Source organism: Pantoea sp. Ap-967, assembly GCF_011752565.1.
Classification (GTDB): Bacteria; Pseudomonadota; Gammaproteobacteria; order Pseudomonadales; family Pseudomonadaceae; genus Aquipseudomonas.
Genome location: NZ_VWXK01000018.1, coordinates 29,742 through 44,379, shown reverse-complemented (window position 1 = coordinate 44,379; position 14,638 = coordinate 29,742). Strand labels below are relative to the sequence as shown.

The following is a 14,638-nucleotide window of genomic DNA, read 5'->3' as shown; positions in this document are numbered from 1 at the left end:
ATCGTAGGTCGCGATCGGGGCCCTACATTGAACTCAGGCCCAACGCCTGGGCACACGCCTGCAACGAGCGCTGTTCACTCTGCGCATACAGCGCCAACTCATCCTGCACCTGCAACCCCAGCGCCGCCTCGAACGCCTCGCGGTTGGCATTGCTGCCATAGTCGGCCTGGCCTTCATCGCCGAGGTTGGACTGGAAGATCCCCGCAGCGCTCACGGGCAGGAAGTCCTCGTACACCAGCGCTTCGAAGTGCACGTGACCAGCCTCGATCAGCCCCTGCAGCGTGGTCGGGCGGTCAGCCTGACCACGCGCCGCCAGGCCCTTGTCGGTCGCGAAATAGCGGAAATACGCCAGGCCCTGCTCACGCATCTGCGCCAGGTCATCCGGGAACTGGGCGAAGGTTTCCTGCAACAGCGCCCTGTAGCGCTCGGCATTGGCTTCGGCCGGCACGCCCCCCAGGGCGGCGCGGGTGGCATCGAGCAGCTTGTCGTACAGCAGGCGGCCCTTGGGCGTCAGTGCCGCGCCACGTTGTTCGATTTCGCCGAAGCGAGCCGTGTGGCTGCCTTGGTGGTCGCTGAAGGCCACCTTCTCCTGCAGTGCCTTGAAGCTGGTCTGGCGCAGCAGAATCGGGTGGCGACGGGTGGGCGGGCCTTCGACCACGGCCTTCGGCGGAATGCCCTTGGCCGGCATGCCCAGCTGGATGGCGTCGATGTCCAGGGTGCGTGGGGTCAGGTGGTTGATGTGCGGGCCCTTGAAGGCCACCACGTCGGCGATCAGGCGATGCTGGTCGTGCAGCTGCTGGTACTGCTCGGCGGTGACCGTTGCCTCCTGGTGCCAGCGGAAGGTGTGCAGCGCTTCTTGCACGAATTCGTTGGCATCGGCCGCGCTCAAGCCGCCATCGCGTTCGCACTGGGCAATCAGCTCCAGGGCGCGGCGGGTGAAGATCTGGCGCTTGGCGAGGATGCCCTGGGCCATGGCGCGCAGTTGCGGGTTGTCGATCAGTTCCAGGCGCAGCAGCGAGGTGAACACACGGAACGGGCTGACGTGCAGCGATTGCTCGTGCACGGCGCGAAAGGCCGTGGAATGCACCGGCACGCCGGCTGAGCTGAGGTCGTAGTAGCCCACCGGCTGCATGCCCATGACCGCGAACAGGCGGGCGATGGTCGCCAGCTCCTCGGCGCTGCCAACGCGGATGGCGCCGTGGCGCTCCTGGTCCAGGCGCTCGACCTCGCCGGTCCAGCGCAGGGCCTGCGCCACCTGAGGCTGTTCGGCCATCACCTGCTGGTTGATTTCGCTCACCAGCTCCAGCAGCGTGCCATACAGCGGCACTTCCTGTTTGTACATGAGCGACATGGCGGCAGAGAACTGCGCGCGGATGCTGTCGGGGCTGACGAAATCGTGGGCGGGCATCGCAAGCTTCCTGGTTGGGTTCGGACACTTACATGAAAGCTGGGAATGCACTTGGCTCACAAGCGAAAAAAAGTGCGCCAGTCATTCCATTTGCGATCGACCTTTAGGGCCTCTTCGCGGGGCAAGCCCGCGCCTTGTAGGAGCGGGCTTGCCCCGCGAAGAGGCCCTCAACCCGGAAGCTGCTCGCGAATCCATTCCACCAACGCCCGCACCTTCGGCACCTCCGCCGCATGCTCGGCAAACGCCAGGTAATGCTTCCCGGCACTTTTCATCGCATGGTCCCAGGCAATCACCAGACTGCCCTCGGCCAACTCCTTCGCCACCAGGTACCGCGGCACCAACGCCACCCCACAGCCGGCCTGCGCTGCACTGAGCGCCATATAGAACGTATCGAAGCGCGGCCCGTGGTAGGCACTGACACTGTGCAACCCCAGCTCCAGAAACCATTCATGCCAGGCCTCCGGCCGCGACGTGCTTTGCAGCAGCACCCGCTGCGCCAATGCCTCGGCACTGTCTGGCTCACCCCCGGCCAGCAACTCCGGGGCACACACCGGCACCACTTCCTCGCCGAACAGCTCGATGCAGGTTGCCCCCGGCCAGGTGCCCTGCCCATAGAAGAACACCGCATCCGCCGAGCCTTGCAGCAGGGCAAACGGCTCCATCTCGTTGCGGATATCCAGGTGGATATTGGGGTGGCGCTTGCCGAAGCCCTTGAGGTGCGGAATCAGCCAGCGCACGCCAAAACTCGGTTGAGTGGCTACCTTCAATATCTCGGTCTGCTCGCCGTAGGTCAGCACGTAGCGGCTGGACATGTCGACCTGGGTGAGGATCTTGTTGACCTCGGCCAGGTACAGGCTGCCGGCCGGGGTCAGTTGCAGGCGCCGGCGGATGCGCAGGAACAGGTGGTGGCGCAGCATGTCTTCAAGCTGCGCCACCTGCTTGCTGACCGCACTTTGCGTCAGGTGCAGTTCTTCGGCGGCACGGGTAAAGCTCAGGTGACGGGCTGCGGCCTCGAAGCACTGCAGCGCGGTCATGGAAGGCACCAGGCGTTTGGACATAGCGGTCTCTGTGGCTCGGATCATTACCTGACGGAATGATATGCGGAATAAAGGTCGTTTGTTGCACCGGTGTGATCGGATTAATACTGATCCACATCATTTTTCCACCCCATCACCCGATGTAGGAGAAGCACAAATGGTTGCTGGATTGCTCGAGCGCCTTGGCGTTGCCGCCGAGGCTTACACCCAGGGCGACTACCCTGTTCACACGCCGATCGACGGCAGCCAGATCGCCTCGGTGAAACTGCTCGGCAAGGCCGAGACCACCGCCCGCATCGACCAGGCCCAGCGCGCCTTCGAAGCCTGGCGCAGCGTGCCGGCCCCGCGCCGTGGCGAACTGGTGCGCCTGTTTGGCGAAGTGCTGCGTGCGCACAAGGCCGACCTTGGCGAACTGGTGTCCATCGAAGCCGGCAAGATCACCCAGGAAGGCTTGGGCGAAGTGCAGGAAATGATCGACATCTGCGACTTCGCCGTTGGCCTGTCGCGCCAGCTGTACGGCCTGACCATTGCCTCCGAACGCCCCGGCCACCACATGCGCGAAACCTGGCACCCGCTGGGCGTGGTCGGCGTGATCAGCGCCTTCAACTTCCCGGTCGCCGTGTGGGCGTGGAACACCTCCCTGGCCCTGGTGGCCGGCAACGCCGTGGTGTGGAAACCGTCCGAGAAAACCCCACTGACTGCCCTGGCCTGCCAGGCGCTGTTCGAAAAAGCCCTGAACGCCTTCGGCGATGCCCCGGCGGGCTTGGCCCAGCTGGTGATCGGTGGCCGTGAAGCCGGCGAAGCCCTGGTCGACGACCCGCGCGTGCCGCTGGTCAGCGCCACCGGCAGCACCCGCATGGGCCGTGAAGTGGGCCCACGGGTAGCGGCCCGCTTTGGCCGCAGCATCCTGGAGCTGGGCGGCAACAACGCCATGATCCTGGCCCCGAGCGCCGACCTGGACCTGGCCGTGCGCGGCATCCTGTTCTCGGCCGTAGGCACCGCCGGCCAGCGCTGCACCACCCTGCGCCGCCTGATCGTGCACCGCTCGATCAAGGACGAAGTGGTGGCCCGCGTCAAAGCCGCCTATGGCAAGGTGCGCATCGGCGACCCTCGCAAGGACAACCTGGTCGGCCCGCTGATCGACAAGCTGTCGTTCGACGCCATGCAAGGCGCACTGGCCAAGGCCCGCGACGAGGGTGGCCAGGTGTTCGGCGGTGAGCGCCAACTGGCCGAGCAGTACCCGAATGCCTACTACGTGTCGCCGGCCATTGCCGAAATGCCAGCCCAGAGCGATGTGGTGCGCCACGAGACGTTCGCGCCGATTCTGTACGTGCTGGCCTACGATGACTTCGAAGAGGCCCTGCGCCTGAACAACGAAGTGCCACAGGGCCTGTCCTCGTGCATCTTCACCACCGACATTCGCGAGGCCGAGCGCTTCCAGAGTGCTTCGGGCAGCGATTGCGGCATTGCCAACGTCAACATCGGTACCAGCGGTGCGGAGATCGGCGGGGCGTTTGGCGGCGAGAAGGAAACCGGCGGTGGGCGCGAGTCCGGGTCGGATGCCTGGAAGGGTTATATGCGCCGCCAGACCAATACCGTGAACTACTCGCGTGAGCTGCCGCTGGCCCAGGGTATCGTGTTCGATTGATGGAATGAGGCGGTATGGCCGGGGGCTTGCCCCCGGTTCGCGCAGGCAATGGAGATCCCTGTAGGAGCTGGCTTGCCTGCGATGGGCTGCACAGCAGCCCCAACAAGAACAACACTGCTGGAGCCGGGCCATGTCCGAACTGCGTCAACAATGCTTGTGGGAACACGTCAGCCAACCGACCGTCGCCACCCAGGCCCTGGCCGGTGAGCACAAGGCCGATGTCTGCGTGATCGGCGGCGGCATCACCGGCCTGTCGGCAGCCATCCACCTGCTCGAACAGGGCAAGTCGGTGATCCTGCTGGAAGCCTGGACAATCGGCCATGGTGGCTCCGGGCGTAACGTCGGCCTGGTCAATGCCGGCACCTGGATCCGCCCCGATGACGTCGAGGCCACCCTCGGCCAGAAGCAGGGCAGCCGCCTGAACAAGGTGCTTGGTGAAGCCCCTGGCGAGGTGTTCGCACTGATCGACCGCCTGGGCATCGACTGCCAGGCCCGGCACCAGGGCACGCTGCACATGGCGCACAACGCCACCGGTATCGCCGACCTCGAAGCCCGCCACGAACAATGGCGCCGCCGCGGGGCTGATGTCGAATTGCTGACCGGCGCCCAGTGCCAGGAATACTGCGGTACCGACAAGATTTCCGCCGCGCTGCTCGACCGCCGCGCTGGCACCATCAACCCGATGGGCTACACCCAGGGCCTGGCCGTTGCCGTGGCGGGCCTGGGCGGCAAGCTGTTCCAGCAATCCTCGGTCGAAGGCCTTGAGCGTGAGGGCGATGCCTGGCGGGTGAAGACCGCGCGGGGTTCGGTGCGCGCCGACAAGGTGGTGATTTCCACCGGCGCCTACACCGAAGGCGACTGGAGCAACCTGCAAAAGCAGTTCTTCCGCGGTTACTACTACCAGGTGGCTTCCAAGCCGCTGCACGGCGCCGCCGCCGACAAGGTGTTGCCACACGGGCAAGGCTCGTGGGACACCCGCACCGTGCTCAGCAGCATCCGCCGTGACGACCAGGGCCGCCTGCTGCTTGGCAGCCTTGGCCGGGTCGACAACAAGCCGGCCTGGTTCGTGCGCAGCTGGGCAGACCGGATTCAGGGGCACTACTACCCGCAGCTGGGCAAGGTCGAGTGGGAAATGCACTGGACCGGTTGCATCGACTTCACCCCTGACCACCTGATGCGTTTGTTCGAACCGGCGCCAGGGCTGGTGGCGGTCACCGGCTACAACGGGCGCGGCAATACCACCGGCACCGTGATTGGCCGGGCGTTTGCCGAGTTTCTGTTGAAGGGGGAGGCGGACAGCTTGCCGATTCCGTTCTCGCCGATGCGCGGGGTGAGTGCGCCTTCGTTGCGAACCGCGTTCTACGAGTCCGGGTTCTCGCTGTACCACGCGGGGCAATGCCTAAGAGTTGTGTTGTAGGCACCGGCCCCTTCGCGGTGTAGGAGCGGGCTTGCCCCGCGAAAGGGCCCGCCCAGGCTTACTTGTGCAACCAGCTCAAGAAGCCGCCCTTCTTGATCGAAACCGGCTTCTGCAACAACAGCGATTCCCGGCTCTGGCGCCGGAACCGCTGCAGCTTGCTCAACGCGGTCTGCACATCACCCCGCTGTTCCAGGCAGTTCTTCACCTGCGCCTTGTCGATTCGGTACAGCACGCAGCTGGTCAAGGTGCGGAACTCGGCCAGCGACGCCTCCTCGTCGATGATCCCCTCGATCCCCAGCACCTCGCCCGGCCCCATGCGCCCGGCCTCCAGCAGCCGGTCACCCTCACGTACCGACGCCGACACCACGCCGCTGCCAATCACCAGCAAATGCTCGGAATGCTCGCCCACGCCCAGGATCACCTGGTCGGCCAGGTACTCCACCGTCGTCATGCGCTGGCTCAGGGCATCGCGTTCCTCCTCGGTCAATGAGCGGAACACCCGCACTTCGTCCAGCACTTCACGCTGGCGCGTGCGCGGCGGCATCGCCAGGTCGACGTTCCACATCACACCGCTGGCCTCCAGGTGCCGGTGGGCCAGGTCGAACAGCTGGTTGCGCGCCTCGGTCTTGCCGGCCATGTCGGCAATGAAACCACTGGCCTCATATTCCACCGACTCCAGCGACGAGGCCTTCACCGTGACCTTGGGCTTGGGTGAGGCAAGGATCGCGCTGGTGCCCTGCAGGGCCTTCTCCAGCGCATCGAACACCCGCTTGGGCCGGACCTTGGCCGGCACCACCACGCTGATCGACACCCCGTTCACATCGGCCGGGCGGCTATGGTTGAGCAGCCGCGCCTTGGCCGCCACCGAGTTGGGGATCACCGCCAGGCTGCCGCTGCCGGTGAGCAGGCGGGTGGCGCGCCAGTCGATGTCCAGCACCTTGCCTTCGGTGCCGTCGATGGAGATCGAATCACCAATCTGGTAGGGCCGCGTGGTGTTCAGCACGATGCCGCTGAACACGTCGGCCAGGGTGCTTTGCAGCGCCAGGCCGATGACGATGGCCATAACCCCGGAAGTGGCCAGCAGGCCCTTCACCGGCAGCTGCATCACATAGCCAGCAGCGGCGACCACGGCAGCGAGGAAGATCAGCGCCCCCAGCACATCCTGCAGCAGGCGCCCGCCATGGCTGCCACGGGCGACCAGCAGCAGGCCGAACACCACCGTCACCGTGCGCGCGCCGAACAGCCACCAGCCGATCGCCAGCACCGTGGCCATGAGGTTGCGCGAAACGTCGTCCGGCCACGGCGGCGGTTGCAGCGGGCTCATGCCGGCGGCCACCAGCACTGAGCTGAACAGCAGGAAGATCACCAGCCGAGTACCGATGCGCCAGGCACGGCGCTGCATCGGGATCAGCTGCCAGAGAACGAGGTCGAGCAGGAGCAGGGCGGTACCGAGCAGTAACGGGGATGACTGGATGAATGCCAGCATGGGCGTCTCGGGGGTGAGGGGAGGGCTGTGCGTAGTAATAGAGCAGGTTGGCCGGGCAGGCAATGGGCCTGTGCCGGCCTCTTCGCGGGGCAAGCCCGCTCCTACAGGCCGTGCACTGGCTGGGTAGGAGCGAGCAAAGCTCGCGATGCGCTGCACAGCAGCGCCAATCCATCGTTCCTAAAACAGAACGCTAAAGCCAAAAACCACTATCTACCGCTCCAAAGGTGATGGTTTTAATCTTCTCCCATCAACGCGAAACACCCAACTTACTAAACATCAAAACCCTTAGGAGCTACCCAAATGACCAACTTCAAATACAACCGCCTGAACAAAGACGACGCCGCTGTCCTGCTGGTCGACCACCAGGCTGGCCTGCTGTCCCTGGTGCGTGACATCGAGCCGGATGCCTTCAAGAACAACGTGCTGGCCCTGGCGGACCTGGCCAAGTTCTTCAACCTGCCGACCATCCTCACCACCAGCTTCGAGCAAGGCCCCAACGGCCCGCTGGTGCCGGAACTCAAGGAACTGTTCCCGGACGCGCCGTACATTGCCCGCCCAGGCCAGATCAACGCCTGGGACAACGAAGACTTCGTGAAAGCGGTGAAGGCCACCGGCAAGAAGCAGCTGATCATCGCTGGCGTGGTGACCGAAGTGTGCGTCGCCTTCCCGGCCCTGTCGGCCCTGGAAGAAGAGTTCGATGTGTTCGTGGTGACCGATGCTTCCGGCACCTTCAACGAAATGACCCGTGATGCCGCCCACGACCGCATGAGCCAGGCGGGCGCGCAACTGATGACCTGGTTCGGCGTGGCCTGCGAGCTGCACCGCGACTGGCGCAACGACATCGAAGGCCTGGCGGCGCTGTGCTCCAACCACATCCCGGACTACCGCAACCTGATGACCAGCTACAACGCCTTCAACGCCAACAAGTAAGCCTTGCGCCCGGGCACCGCCAGTCGGTGCCCGCCCAGCGCAGCACACCTATCCAATCCTCCGCCCGTCCACCGTTGCACAGTGGATGCGGGCAAGCTCATCCCAAGGAACGCCGATGAACACCGCATTCCAAGACAACCGCAACGTGGTGACCCTGGTCATCCAGCACAAGGTCCGCGCCGAGTCACTGGCGGGCTACGAGGCCTGGCTCAAGCGCACGGTCAGCACCGCGCGTCGCCAGCCAGGGCACCTGGACGTCAACGTCATTCGCCCCGACGAGGGCGGGCTACACTTCACCACCGTGGTGCGTTTCGCCGACGCTGGCCTGTTGCAGGCCTGGGTCAACTCCGCCGAGCGCCAGGCACTGGTCAGTGAAGTGCTGCCGTTGCTCGAAGGCGGTGACCACACCCAGGTCCACGACGACCCGGAGTTCTGGTTCACCCCGCCCAGCACCAGCGCGCCGCAACCGCCGCGCTGGAAGCAGGCGCTGTTGACCTACCTGGTGATCTGCCCCATGACCATGATCATCCCGCAGCTGCTGGCGCCCCTGTTCGCGCGCTTCCCACACCTGGGCGGCCCGATCAGCGGCAACCTGATCGCCAACCTGTTCGTCATCCTGCCCGTGGTGTTCTACATCATGCCTTGGGTAACCCGCCGCTGCGCCACCTGGCTGCGCGGCTGAAGCAACGCCTTCACCTCGACACTTCAAGGAGATACCGACATGACCACGCTCGTTACCCGCGACGGCACTTCGATCTATTACAAGGACTGGGGCAGTGGCAAGCCCGTGTTGTTCAGCCACGGCTGGCCCCTGGATGCCGACATGTGGGATTCGCAGATGGAGTTCCTGGCCAGCCGCGGCTACCGCGCCATCGCCTTCGACCGCCGCGGTTTCGGCCGTTCGAGCCAGCCGTGGAGCGGCTACGACTACGACACCTTCGCCGATGACATCGCCCAGTTGATCGAACACCTCGACCTGCGCGACGTCACCCTGGTGGGCTTCTCGATGGGCGGTGGCGATGTCAGCCGCTACATCGCCCGCCATGGCAGCGAGCGGGTGGCCGGCTTGGTATTGTTGGGGGCGGTGACGCCGGTGTTCGGCAAGCGTGACGACAACCCCGAGGGCGTCGACCTGTCGGTGTTCGAAGGCATTCGCGACGGCCTGCGTGCCGACCGCGCGCAGTTCATCGCCGATTTCGCCGCACCGTTCTATGGCATCAACCACGGGCAAAAAGTATCCCAGGGCGTGCAGAGCCAGACCCTGAATATCGCATTGCTGGCCTCGATCAAGGGCACCCTGGACTGCGTGACCGCGTTCGCCGAAACCGACTTCCGCCCGGACATGGCCAAGATCGATGTGCCAACCCTGGTGATCCATGGCGACGACGACCAGATCGTGCCGTTCGAGGTCACGGGCAAGCGGGCGGCCGAGCTGATTCGCGGGGCTGAGCTGAAGGTGTATGCCGGGGCGCCCCACGGGTTCGCCGTAACCCATGCCCAGCAGCTGAACGAAGACCTGCTGGCGTTCCTCCAGAAGTAATGGTGTGAGGCATTCGCGGGGCAAGCCCGCGCCTACAGGGTTGCGCGAAACCTGTAGGCGCGGGCTTGCCCCGCGAAGAGGCCAGACCTGGCAGCACATCCATCCAATCCCTGACGCCAAGCCAACCGGCATGCTCTGCGGTTGCGTCCACACATTCATCCGAGGAGGTTCCATGACCGCCGACCTGATTCTGTTCAACGGCAAACTGCACACCGTTGACCGCGAAAAGCCCACCGCCACCGCCGTCGCCATCAAGGATGGCCGCTTCATCGCCGTGGGCAACGACGCCGAGGCCATGGCCCACAAAGGCGCCGTCACGCAGATCATCGACCTCAAGCAGCGCACGGTGATTCCGGGCCTGAACGACTCGCACCTGCACCTGATCCGCGGCGGCCTGAACTACAACCTGGAACTGCGCTGGGAAGGCGTGCCGTCGGTGGCCGATGCCCTGCGCATGCTCAAGGACCAGGCCGCACGCACGCCAACGCCGCAGTGGGTGCGCGTGGTCGGTGGCTGGAACGAATTCCAGTTCGCTGAAAAACGCATGCCGACCCTGGAAGAAATCAACCAGGCAGCCCCCGATACCCCGGTGTTCCTGCTGCACCTGTACGACCGCGCACTGCTCAACCGCGCCGCGCTCAAGGCCGTTGGCTACGACAAGACCACCCCGAACCCGCCGGGTGGCGAAATCCAGCGCGACAAGTTCGGCAACCCCACCGGCATGCTGATTGCTCGCCCGAACGCGATGATCCTCTACGCCACCCTGGCCAAGGGGCCGAAGCTGCCACTGGAATACCAGGTCAACTCCACCCGCCAGTTCATGCGTGAGCTGAACCGCCTGGGCCTGACCAGCGCCATCGACGCCGGCGGCGGTTACCAGAACTTCCCCGATGACTACTCGGTGATCCAGGAGCTGGCCGACAACAACCAGCTGACCGTACGCATTGCCTACAACCTGTTCACCCAGAAGCCCAAGGAAGAGCTGGACGATTTCCGCAAGTGGACCTCCAGCGTCAAGCTGCACAGCGGCACCGATTTCCTGCGCCACAACGGCGCCGGCGAGATGCTGGTGTTCTCCGCCGCCGACTTCGAGGACTTCCTCGAACCGCGCCCGGACCTGCCGCAAACCATGGAAGAAGAGCTGGAGCCGGTGGTCCGCCACCTGGTGGAACAGCGCTGGCCGTTCCGCCTGCACGCCACCTACAACGAATCGATCACGCGCATGCTCGACGTGTTCGAGAAGGTCAACCGCGACATCCCGTTCAATGGCCTGCCGTGGTTCTTCGACCACGCTGAAACCATCACCCCGCAGAACATCGAGCGTGTGCGTGCGCTGGGCGGTGGTATCGCCATCCAGGACCGCATGGCCTTCCAGGGCGAGTACTTCGTCGACCGCTACGGCGCCAAGGCTGCCGAGCAAACCCCGCCGATCAAGCGCATGCTCGACATGGGCGTGCCGGTGGGCGCCGGTACCGACGCCACTCGCGTGTCCAGCTACAACCCTTGGACTTCGCTGTACTGGCTGGTCAGCGGCAAAACCGTGGGTGGCATGGAGCTGTACCCAGAAGGCCTGGACCGCGACACCGCGCTGCAGCTGTTCACCCAGGGCAGTGCCTGGTTCTCCAGCGAGCAGGGCAAGAAGGGCCAGATCAAGGTAGGCCAGCTGGCTGACCTGGCGGCGTTGTCGCTGGACTTCTTCAGCGTTGAAGAAGAGGCGATCAAGGGCATCGAGTCGGTGCTGACCATCGTCGACGGCAAGGTGGTGTATGCGGCGGGCGAATTCGACCGCCTCGGCCCACCGCAGGTGCCGGTGCTGCCGGAGTGGTCCCCGGTGGCCAAGGTGCCAGGGCACTGGCGCGTGGGCACGCCATCGCTGGCGGCATCCGTGCACCAATGCTCGGGGCCGTGCGGGGTGCACGCGCACAGCCATGACAAGGCACGCAAATCGAGTGTGCCGGTCAATGACTTCCAGGGCTTCTGGGGGGCTTTGGGTTGCTCGTGCTTCGCGTTCTAAGCTGACCCTCTCAGCGCCGCTTGCGCGGCGCATCGCGAGCTGCGCTCGCTCCTACCAGGCTCCCGCCGCCCCGTAGGAGCGAGCAAAGCTCGCGATGAGGCCGGCAAACCCATCATCAATGATGGCCCCGGTGCTCCCCAGCCAACAAATGCCGGATCTTCACCTCGACCCCCTCGCTCTGCAGCATCCGCACCCGCGCCTCGATCTTCAGCTCACCCCGGGTCACCCGATGGTGATGCCGCAAATGCTCAAGCCACGACTCTTCGAAGAAGAACTCCAGCCACAAGGCAGGGTCGGCGCTGTCGCGCATCAACCCCCAGGACAACGCGCCATTGCGTTTGCGCATGGCTTCCAGCTCCCGCGCCGCCACCTGGAACGCCTCGGCCTTGGCCGGCTCGATGTGATATTCCACGGTGACCATCACCGGGCCGCGGTCTTTGTCCAGGTCATCACCGAGCACCGGCACTGGCCAGTGCAGCGACGGTGTCAGTTCCTCGGCCTCGGTTTCCGGTAGCGTCACCTTGCAGGTCAGCAGCGTGCCCAGCGCCAGGCCACCGGCTGCCAGCAACAAGCTCAAGGTGATCGACCCATGGCTGGCCAGGGTGCCCCACAGCAGCCCGCCGCAGGCCATGGCGCCGAAGAAGATCAGGATATACACCGACAACGCCCGGGCCCGTACCCAGGCCGGCACTGACGTTTGTGCCGCTACCTGCAGGTTGGACAGCACGGCGATCCACGCCGCGCCACTGAGCAGCATCGCCGGCAGCAGCAGGTAGAAGTCGCGTACCAACGCGAGCATCAGCAGGAACAGGGCATACAACAGGCTGGCAAGCATCACCAGGCGGTCGCGGCTGATGCGCTCGCGCAGGCGCGGCAGCAGGGTGGCGCCCGCCACCGCACCAATGCCGATGGCCGCCAGCAACAAGCCAAAATCGGCGGCCGTGCCGTGCATCTCGCCGCGTACGATCAGTGGCAGCAACGAGGTGCCGGCACTGGCGCAGAAGAAGAACGCCAGTGCCCGTAGCAGCACCGCCTGCAAGGGTTTGGCGCTGCGCGCAAAACGCAGCCCGGTGCGCATGGCGCCGACGAAACGCTCGGCCGGCAGCAGCGGCTCCTTCACCTCGCGCTTCCATAGCACCAGCACCAGAATCACCCCGGCGAACGACACCGCATTGAGTGCGAAGGTCAGCCACGGCCCGACCAGGCTCACCACCACGCCGGCCAAGGCCGGGCCGATGGCCCGCGACACGTTGATGCCAACGCTGGAAATCGCCACGGCATTGGCCAGGTCTTCCTTGCCCACCAGCTCCGGGGTGAGCGCGCTCCAGGCCGGCATCATCAGCGCCGTGCCGATACCCAGGGCCAGGGTCAGCACCAGCAGCAGGGTGACGTTCATCAACCCCAGCAGGGTCAGTGCCGCCAGCACCACCGCCACCGCGGACATCCACAGCTGTACCAGCAGCAGGTAGCGGCGCTTGTCGACGATATCGGCCGCCGCGCCTGCGGGCAGGGCCAGGAAGAACATCGGCAAGGAGCCTGCCACCTGGATCAATGCCACGTGCAGGGGGCTGGCCGACAGTGTGGTCATCAGCCAGCCGGCGCCCACTTCGTGCATCCAGGTGCCGATATTGGAGGCGATGGTGGCGATCCACAGCATGCGGAACGTGAGGTTGCGCAACGGGCTCCAGGCGCCTGAAGGGGATGTGCTCATGTCAGAAGCTGCCTTTGAGTGGGTATTCGATGATCAGGTAGATACGGTCGATATCGTCGCCGGCCTGGGCCTGGTTGGCGCGGTGGCTGACGTGGGAGAACGATAGGCTCAGGTCCTTGGCGGCGCCCGACTGCACCACGTACTTGAGGTCGATGTCGCGCTCCCAGTGCTTGCCGCCCTGGCCTTGCTGGCCGACATACACGCCGCCAGCCGGGGCATGGCTGCCGTCGATGCCGCGGCCGCTGACGTAGCGGCCCATCAGGCTCAGGCCGGGCACGCCGAGGCTGGCGAAGTTGAGGTCGTAGCGCAGTTGCCAGGAACGCTCGCCGGGGCCGTTGAAGTCGGCGTACTTGATCGAGTTGGCCAGGTAGATGGAGTCGCCGCCGACGAAGTCGAACGGGGTGTTGCCCTCGACTTTCTGGTAGGCCAGGGTCAGGGCCTGGGCGCCGAAGCTGTATTTGCCCAGCAGGCTGTAGGCCAGGGTGTCGATGGCCCCGGCGCTGGCGTTGCCGGTGTCGCGGGTTTTGTAGACATTGCCGTCCAGGCGCCAGTTGCCTTGGGCCAGGTTCAGGTTCAGGTAGGCCTGGCGCCAGGTGTCTTCCAGTTGGCCTGCGTACAGCGCGCCGCCGAAGGGGCCGTGCGGGGCGAAGGTGGCCCCGGCCAGGCTGATGGCATGGTTGCGGGTGGTGGCGCCGTAGCCGGTGAAGTCATCGTGGGTGGAGCTGTTGTCCTGGTTGTTGAACGCGGTGAAACGCCCGGCCTGCAGGCGCCAGTCGGGCAGGCTGGTGTTTTCCACAAACCAGCCGGTGGCGTATTCGGGGTGCAGGCGCTTGTCGCCGGTGTCGAACACCGGGGTTTCCACGGTCATCTCGCCATAGCGCAGCTGGGTGTCGCCCAGGCGCAGCTTGAGGGCGGCCCCGGCGCTGGCGTAATCGGACTCGGCGCGGCCATCGCTGTCGCGTGGCAGCAGGCCGGTGCCCGCGTGGCCACGGCCACCGTCGAGCTTCAGGCCAACAAAGCCGTGGGCATCCAGGCCAACGCCGATCACGCCTTCGGTGAACCCGGAGCGCACTTCGCCGATGAAACCCTGGGCCCATTCCTGGCGGTAGTTCTGGCCACTGGGGGAGGGGGAGCGGAAATCGCTGTGGAGGAAATAGTTGCGGCTGAGCAGCGACCAGCCGGGTTCGTCGGCCTGGCTGAGTGCCGGGTACAAGGCAAGGGTGACGAGCAGGGCGCGGCCTGGTCCGTGGGTGGCGCGGATCATGGGGGCTCCGAGGGGGCTATGATCCGGGACTTTGGGGTAAGCGTGGGGTGGGGGTCTTGTAAGGGTGTGCTGGTGTGGGGGGCTGTGCGGGCCCTTTCGCGGGGCAAGCCCGCTCCTACAGGGAATTGCGGCGCGGCTGCTGGCAATGTTCCCTGCGCGAGGGCTGGGTTATCTCCTACAAAA

Annotated in this window: 11 protein-coding genes; 6 read left to right on the top strand and 5 right to left on the bottom strand. The window is 65.4% G+C overall.

From position 1 onward, the window contains the following. Positions 1–22 precede the first annotated feature (22 nt). Both F3J45_RS18875 and F3J45_RS18870 read right to left on the bottom strand, forming a co-directional pair. A complete protein-coding gene (locus F3J45_RS18875; RefSeq protein WP_167066083.1) occupies positions 23–1,408 on the bottom strand; it encodes a VOC family protein in 1,386 nt (461 codons plus the stop codon). Between the two features lie 167 nt (positions 1,409–1,575). Beyond that, positions 1,576–2,466 carry a LysR family transcriptional regulator gene (locus tag F3J45_RS18870; RefSeq protein WP_167066081.1) on the bottom strand — a complete coding sequence of 297 codons (891 nt, stop codon included), beginning with the start codon at positions 2,464–2,466 and terminating at the stop codon, positions 1,576–1,578. Between the two features lie 136 nt (positions 2,467–2,602). On the opposite strand from F3J45_RS18870, the gene F3J45_RS18865 reads away from it, so the two are divergent. Further along, a complete protein-coding gene (locus F3J45_RS18865) occupies positions 2,603–4,093 on the top strand; it encodes an aldehyde dehydrogenase family protein (protein WP_167066078.1) in 1,491 nt (496 codons plus the stop codon). Between the two features lie 130 nt (positions 4,094–4,223). After that, positions 4,224–5,510 carry an FAD-binding oxidoreductase gene (locus F3J45_RS18860; protein WP_167066075.1) on the top strand — a complete coding sequence of 429 codons (1,287 nt, stop codon included), beginning with the start codon at positions 4,224–4,226 and terminating at the stop codon, positions 5,508–5,510. A 58-nt stretch (positions 5,511–5,568) separates the two neighbouring features. Here F3J45_RS18860 and F3J45_RS18855 read toward each other — a convergent pair whose 3' ends face one another. After that, a complete protein-coding gene (locus F3J45_RS18855) occupies positions 5,569–6,996 on the bottom strand; it encodes a mechanosensitive ion channel family protein (RefSeq protein WP_167066072.1) in 1,428 nt (475 codons plus the stop codon). Positions 6,997–7,296: 300 nt separating this feature from the next. Between F3J45_RS18855 and ycaC the strand changes: the two genes are divergently transcribed. From ycaC to F3J45_RS18835, 4 genes are all read left to right on the top strand, one after another. Beyond that, positions 7,297–7,926 carry an isochorismate family cysteine hydrolase YcaC gene (gene ycaC, locus F3J45_RS18850; RefSeq protein WP_167066070.1) on the top strand — a complete coding sequence of 210 codons (630 nt, stop codon included), beginning with the start codon at positions 7,297–7,299 and terminating at the stop codon, positions 7,924–7,926. Between the two features lie 115 nt (positions 7,927–8,041). Further along, positions 8,042–8,608, top strand: a complete 567-nt coding sequence (locus F3J45_RS18845; RefSeq protein WP_167066067.1) for an antibiotic biosynthesis monooxygenase — start codon at positions 8,042–8,044, stop codon at positions 8,606–8,608. A 39-nt stretch (positions 8,609–8,647) separates the two neighbouring features. Then, positions 8,648–9,466, top strand: coding sequence for an alpha/beta fold hydrolase (locus F3J45_RS18840; RefSeq protein ID WP_167066064.1), 819 nt, complete (start codon positions 8,648–8,650; stop codon positions 9,464–9,466). 172 nt (positions 9,467–9,638) lie between these two features. Next, positions 9,639–11,480, top strand: coding sequence for an amidohydrolase (locus F3J45_RS18835; protein WP_167066061.1), 1,842 nt, complete (start codon positions 9,639–9,641; stop codon positions 11,478–11,480). 115 nt (positions 11,481–11,595) lie between these two features. Here F3J45_RS18835 and F3J45_RS18830 read toward each other — a convergent pair whose 3' ends face one another. Together F3J45_RS18830 and F3J45_RS18825 are read right to left on the bottom strand one after the other, a co-directional pair. Next, on the bottom strand, positions 11,596–13,191 hold the full coding sequence (locus F3J45_RS18830; protein WP_167066059.1) for an MFS transporter: 1,596 nt from the start codon (positions 13,189–13,191) through the stop codon (positions 11,596–11,598). Between the two features lies 1 nt (position 13,192). Beyond that, a complete protein-coding gene (locus F3J45_RS18825) occupies positions 13,193–14,455 on the bottom strand; it encodes an OprD family porin (RefSeq protein ID WP_167066056.1) in 1,263 nt (420 codons plus the stop codon). Positions 14,456–14,638: the final 183 nt, after the last annotated feature.

What these genes read in the sequence shown, in the direction of transcription:
- F3J45_RS18835 (WP_167066061.1), top strand. Translation starts at nt 9,639, where the DNA reads ATGACCGCCGACCTGATTCTGTTCAACGGCAAACTGCACACCGTTGAC.
- ycaC (WP_167066070.1), top strand. Translation starts at nt 7,297, where the DNA reads ATGACCAACTTCAAATACAACCGCCTGAACAAAGACGACGCCGCTGTC.
- F3J45_RS18855 (WP_167066072.1), bottom strand. Translation starts at nt 6,996, where the DNA reads ATGCTGGCATTCATCCAGTCATCCCCGTTACTGCTCGGTACCGCCCTG.
- F3J45_RS18865 (WP_167066078.1), top strand. Translation starts at nt 2,603, where the DNA reads ATGGTTGCTGGATTGCTCGAGCGCCTTGGCGTTGCCGCCGAGGCTTAC.
- F3J45_RS18845 (WP_167066067.1), top strand. Translation starts at nt 8,042, where the DNA reads ATGAACACCGCATTCCAAGACAACCGCAACGTGGTGACCCTGGTCATC.
- F3J45_RS18870 (WP_167066081.1), bottom strand. Translation starts at nt 2,466, where the DNA reads ATGTCCAAACGCCTGGTGCCTTCCATGACCGCGCTGCAGTGCTTCGAG.
- F3J45_RS18825 (WP_167066056.1), bottom strand. Translation starts at nt 14,455, where the DNA reads ATGATCCGCGCCACCCACGGACCAGGCCGCGCCCTGCTCGTCACCCTT.
- F3J45_RS18860 (WP_167066075.1), top strand. Translation starts at nt 4,224, where the DNA reads ATGTCCGAACTGCGTCAACAATGCTTGTGGGAACACGTCAGCCAACCG.
- F3J45_RS18830 (WP_167066059.1), bottom strand. Translation starts at nt 13,191, where the DNA reads ATGAGCACATCCCCTTCAGGCGCCTGGAGCCCGTTGCGCAACCTCACG.
- F3J45_RS18840 (WP_167066064.1), top strand. Translation starts at nt 8,648, where the DNA reads ATGACCACGCTCGTTACCCGCGACGGCACTTCGATCTATTACAAGGAC.
- F3J45_RS18875 (WP_167066083.1), bottom strand. Translation starts at nt 1,408, where the DNA reads ATGCCCGCCCACGATTTCGTCAGCCCCGACAGCATCCGCGCGCAGTTC.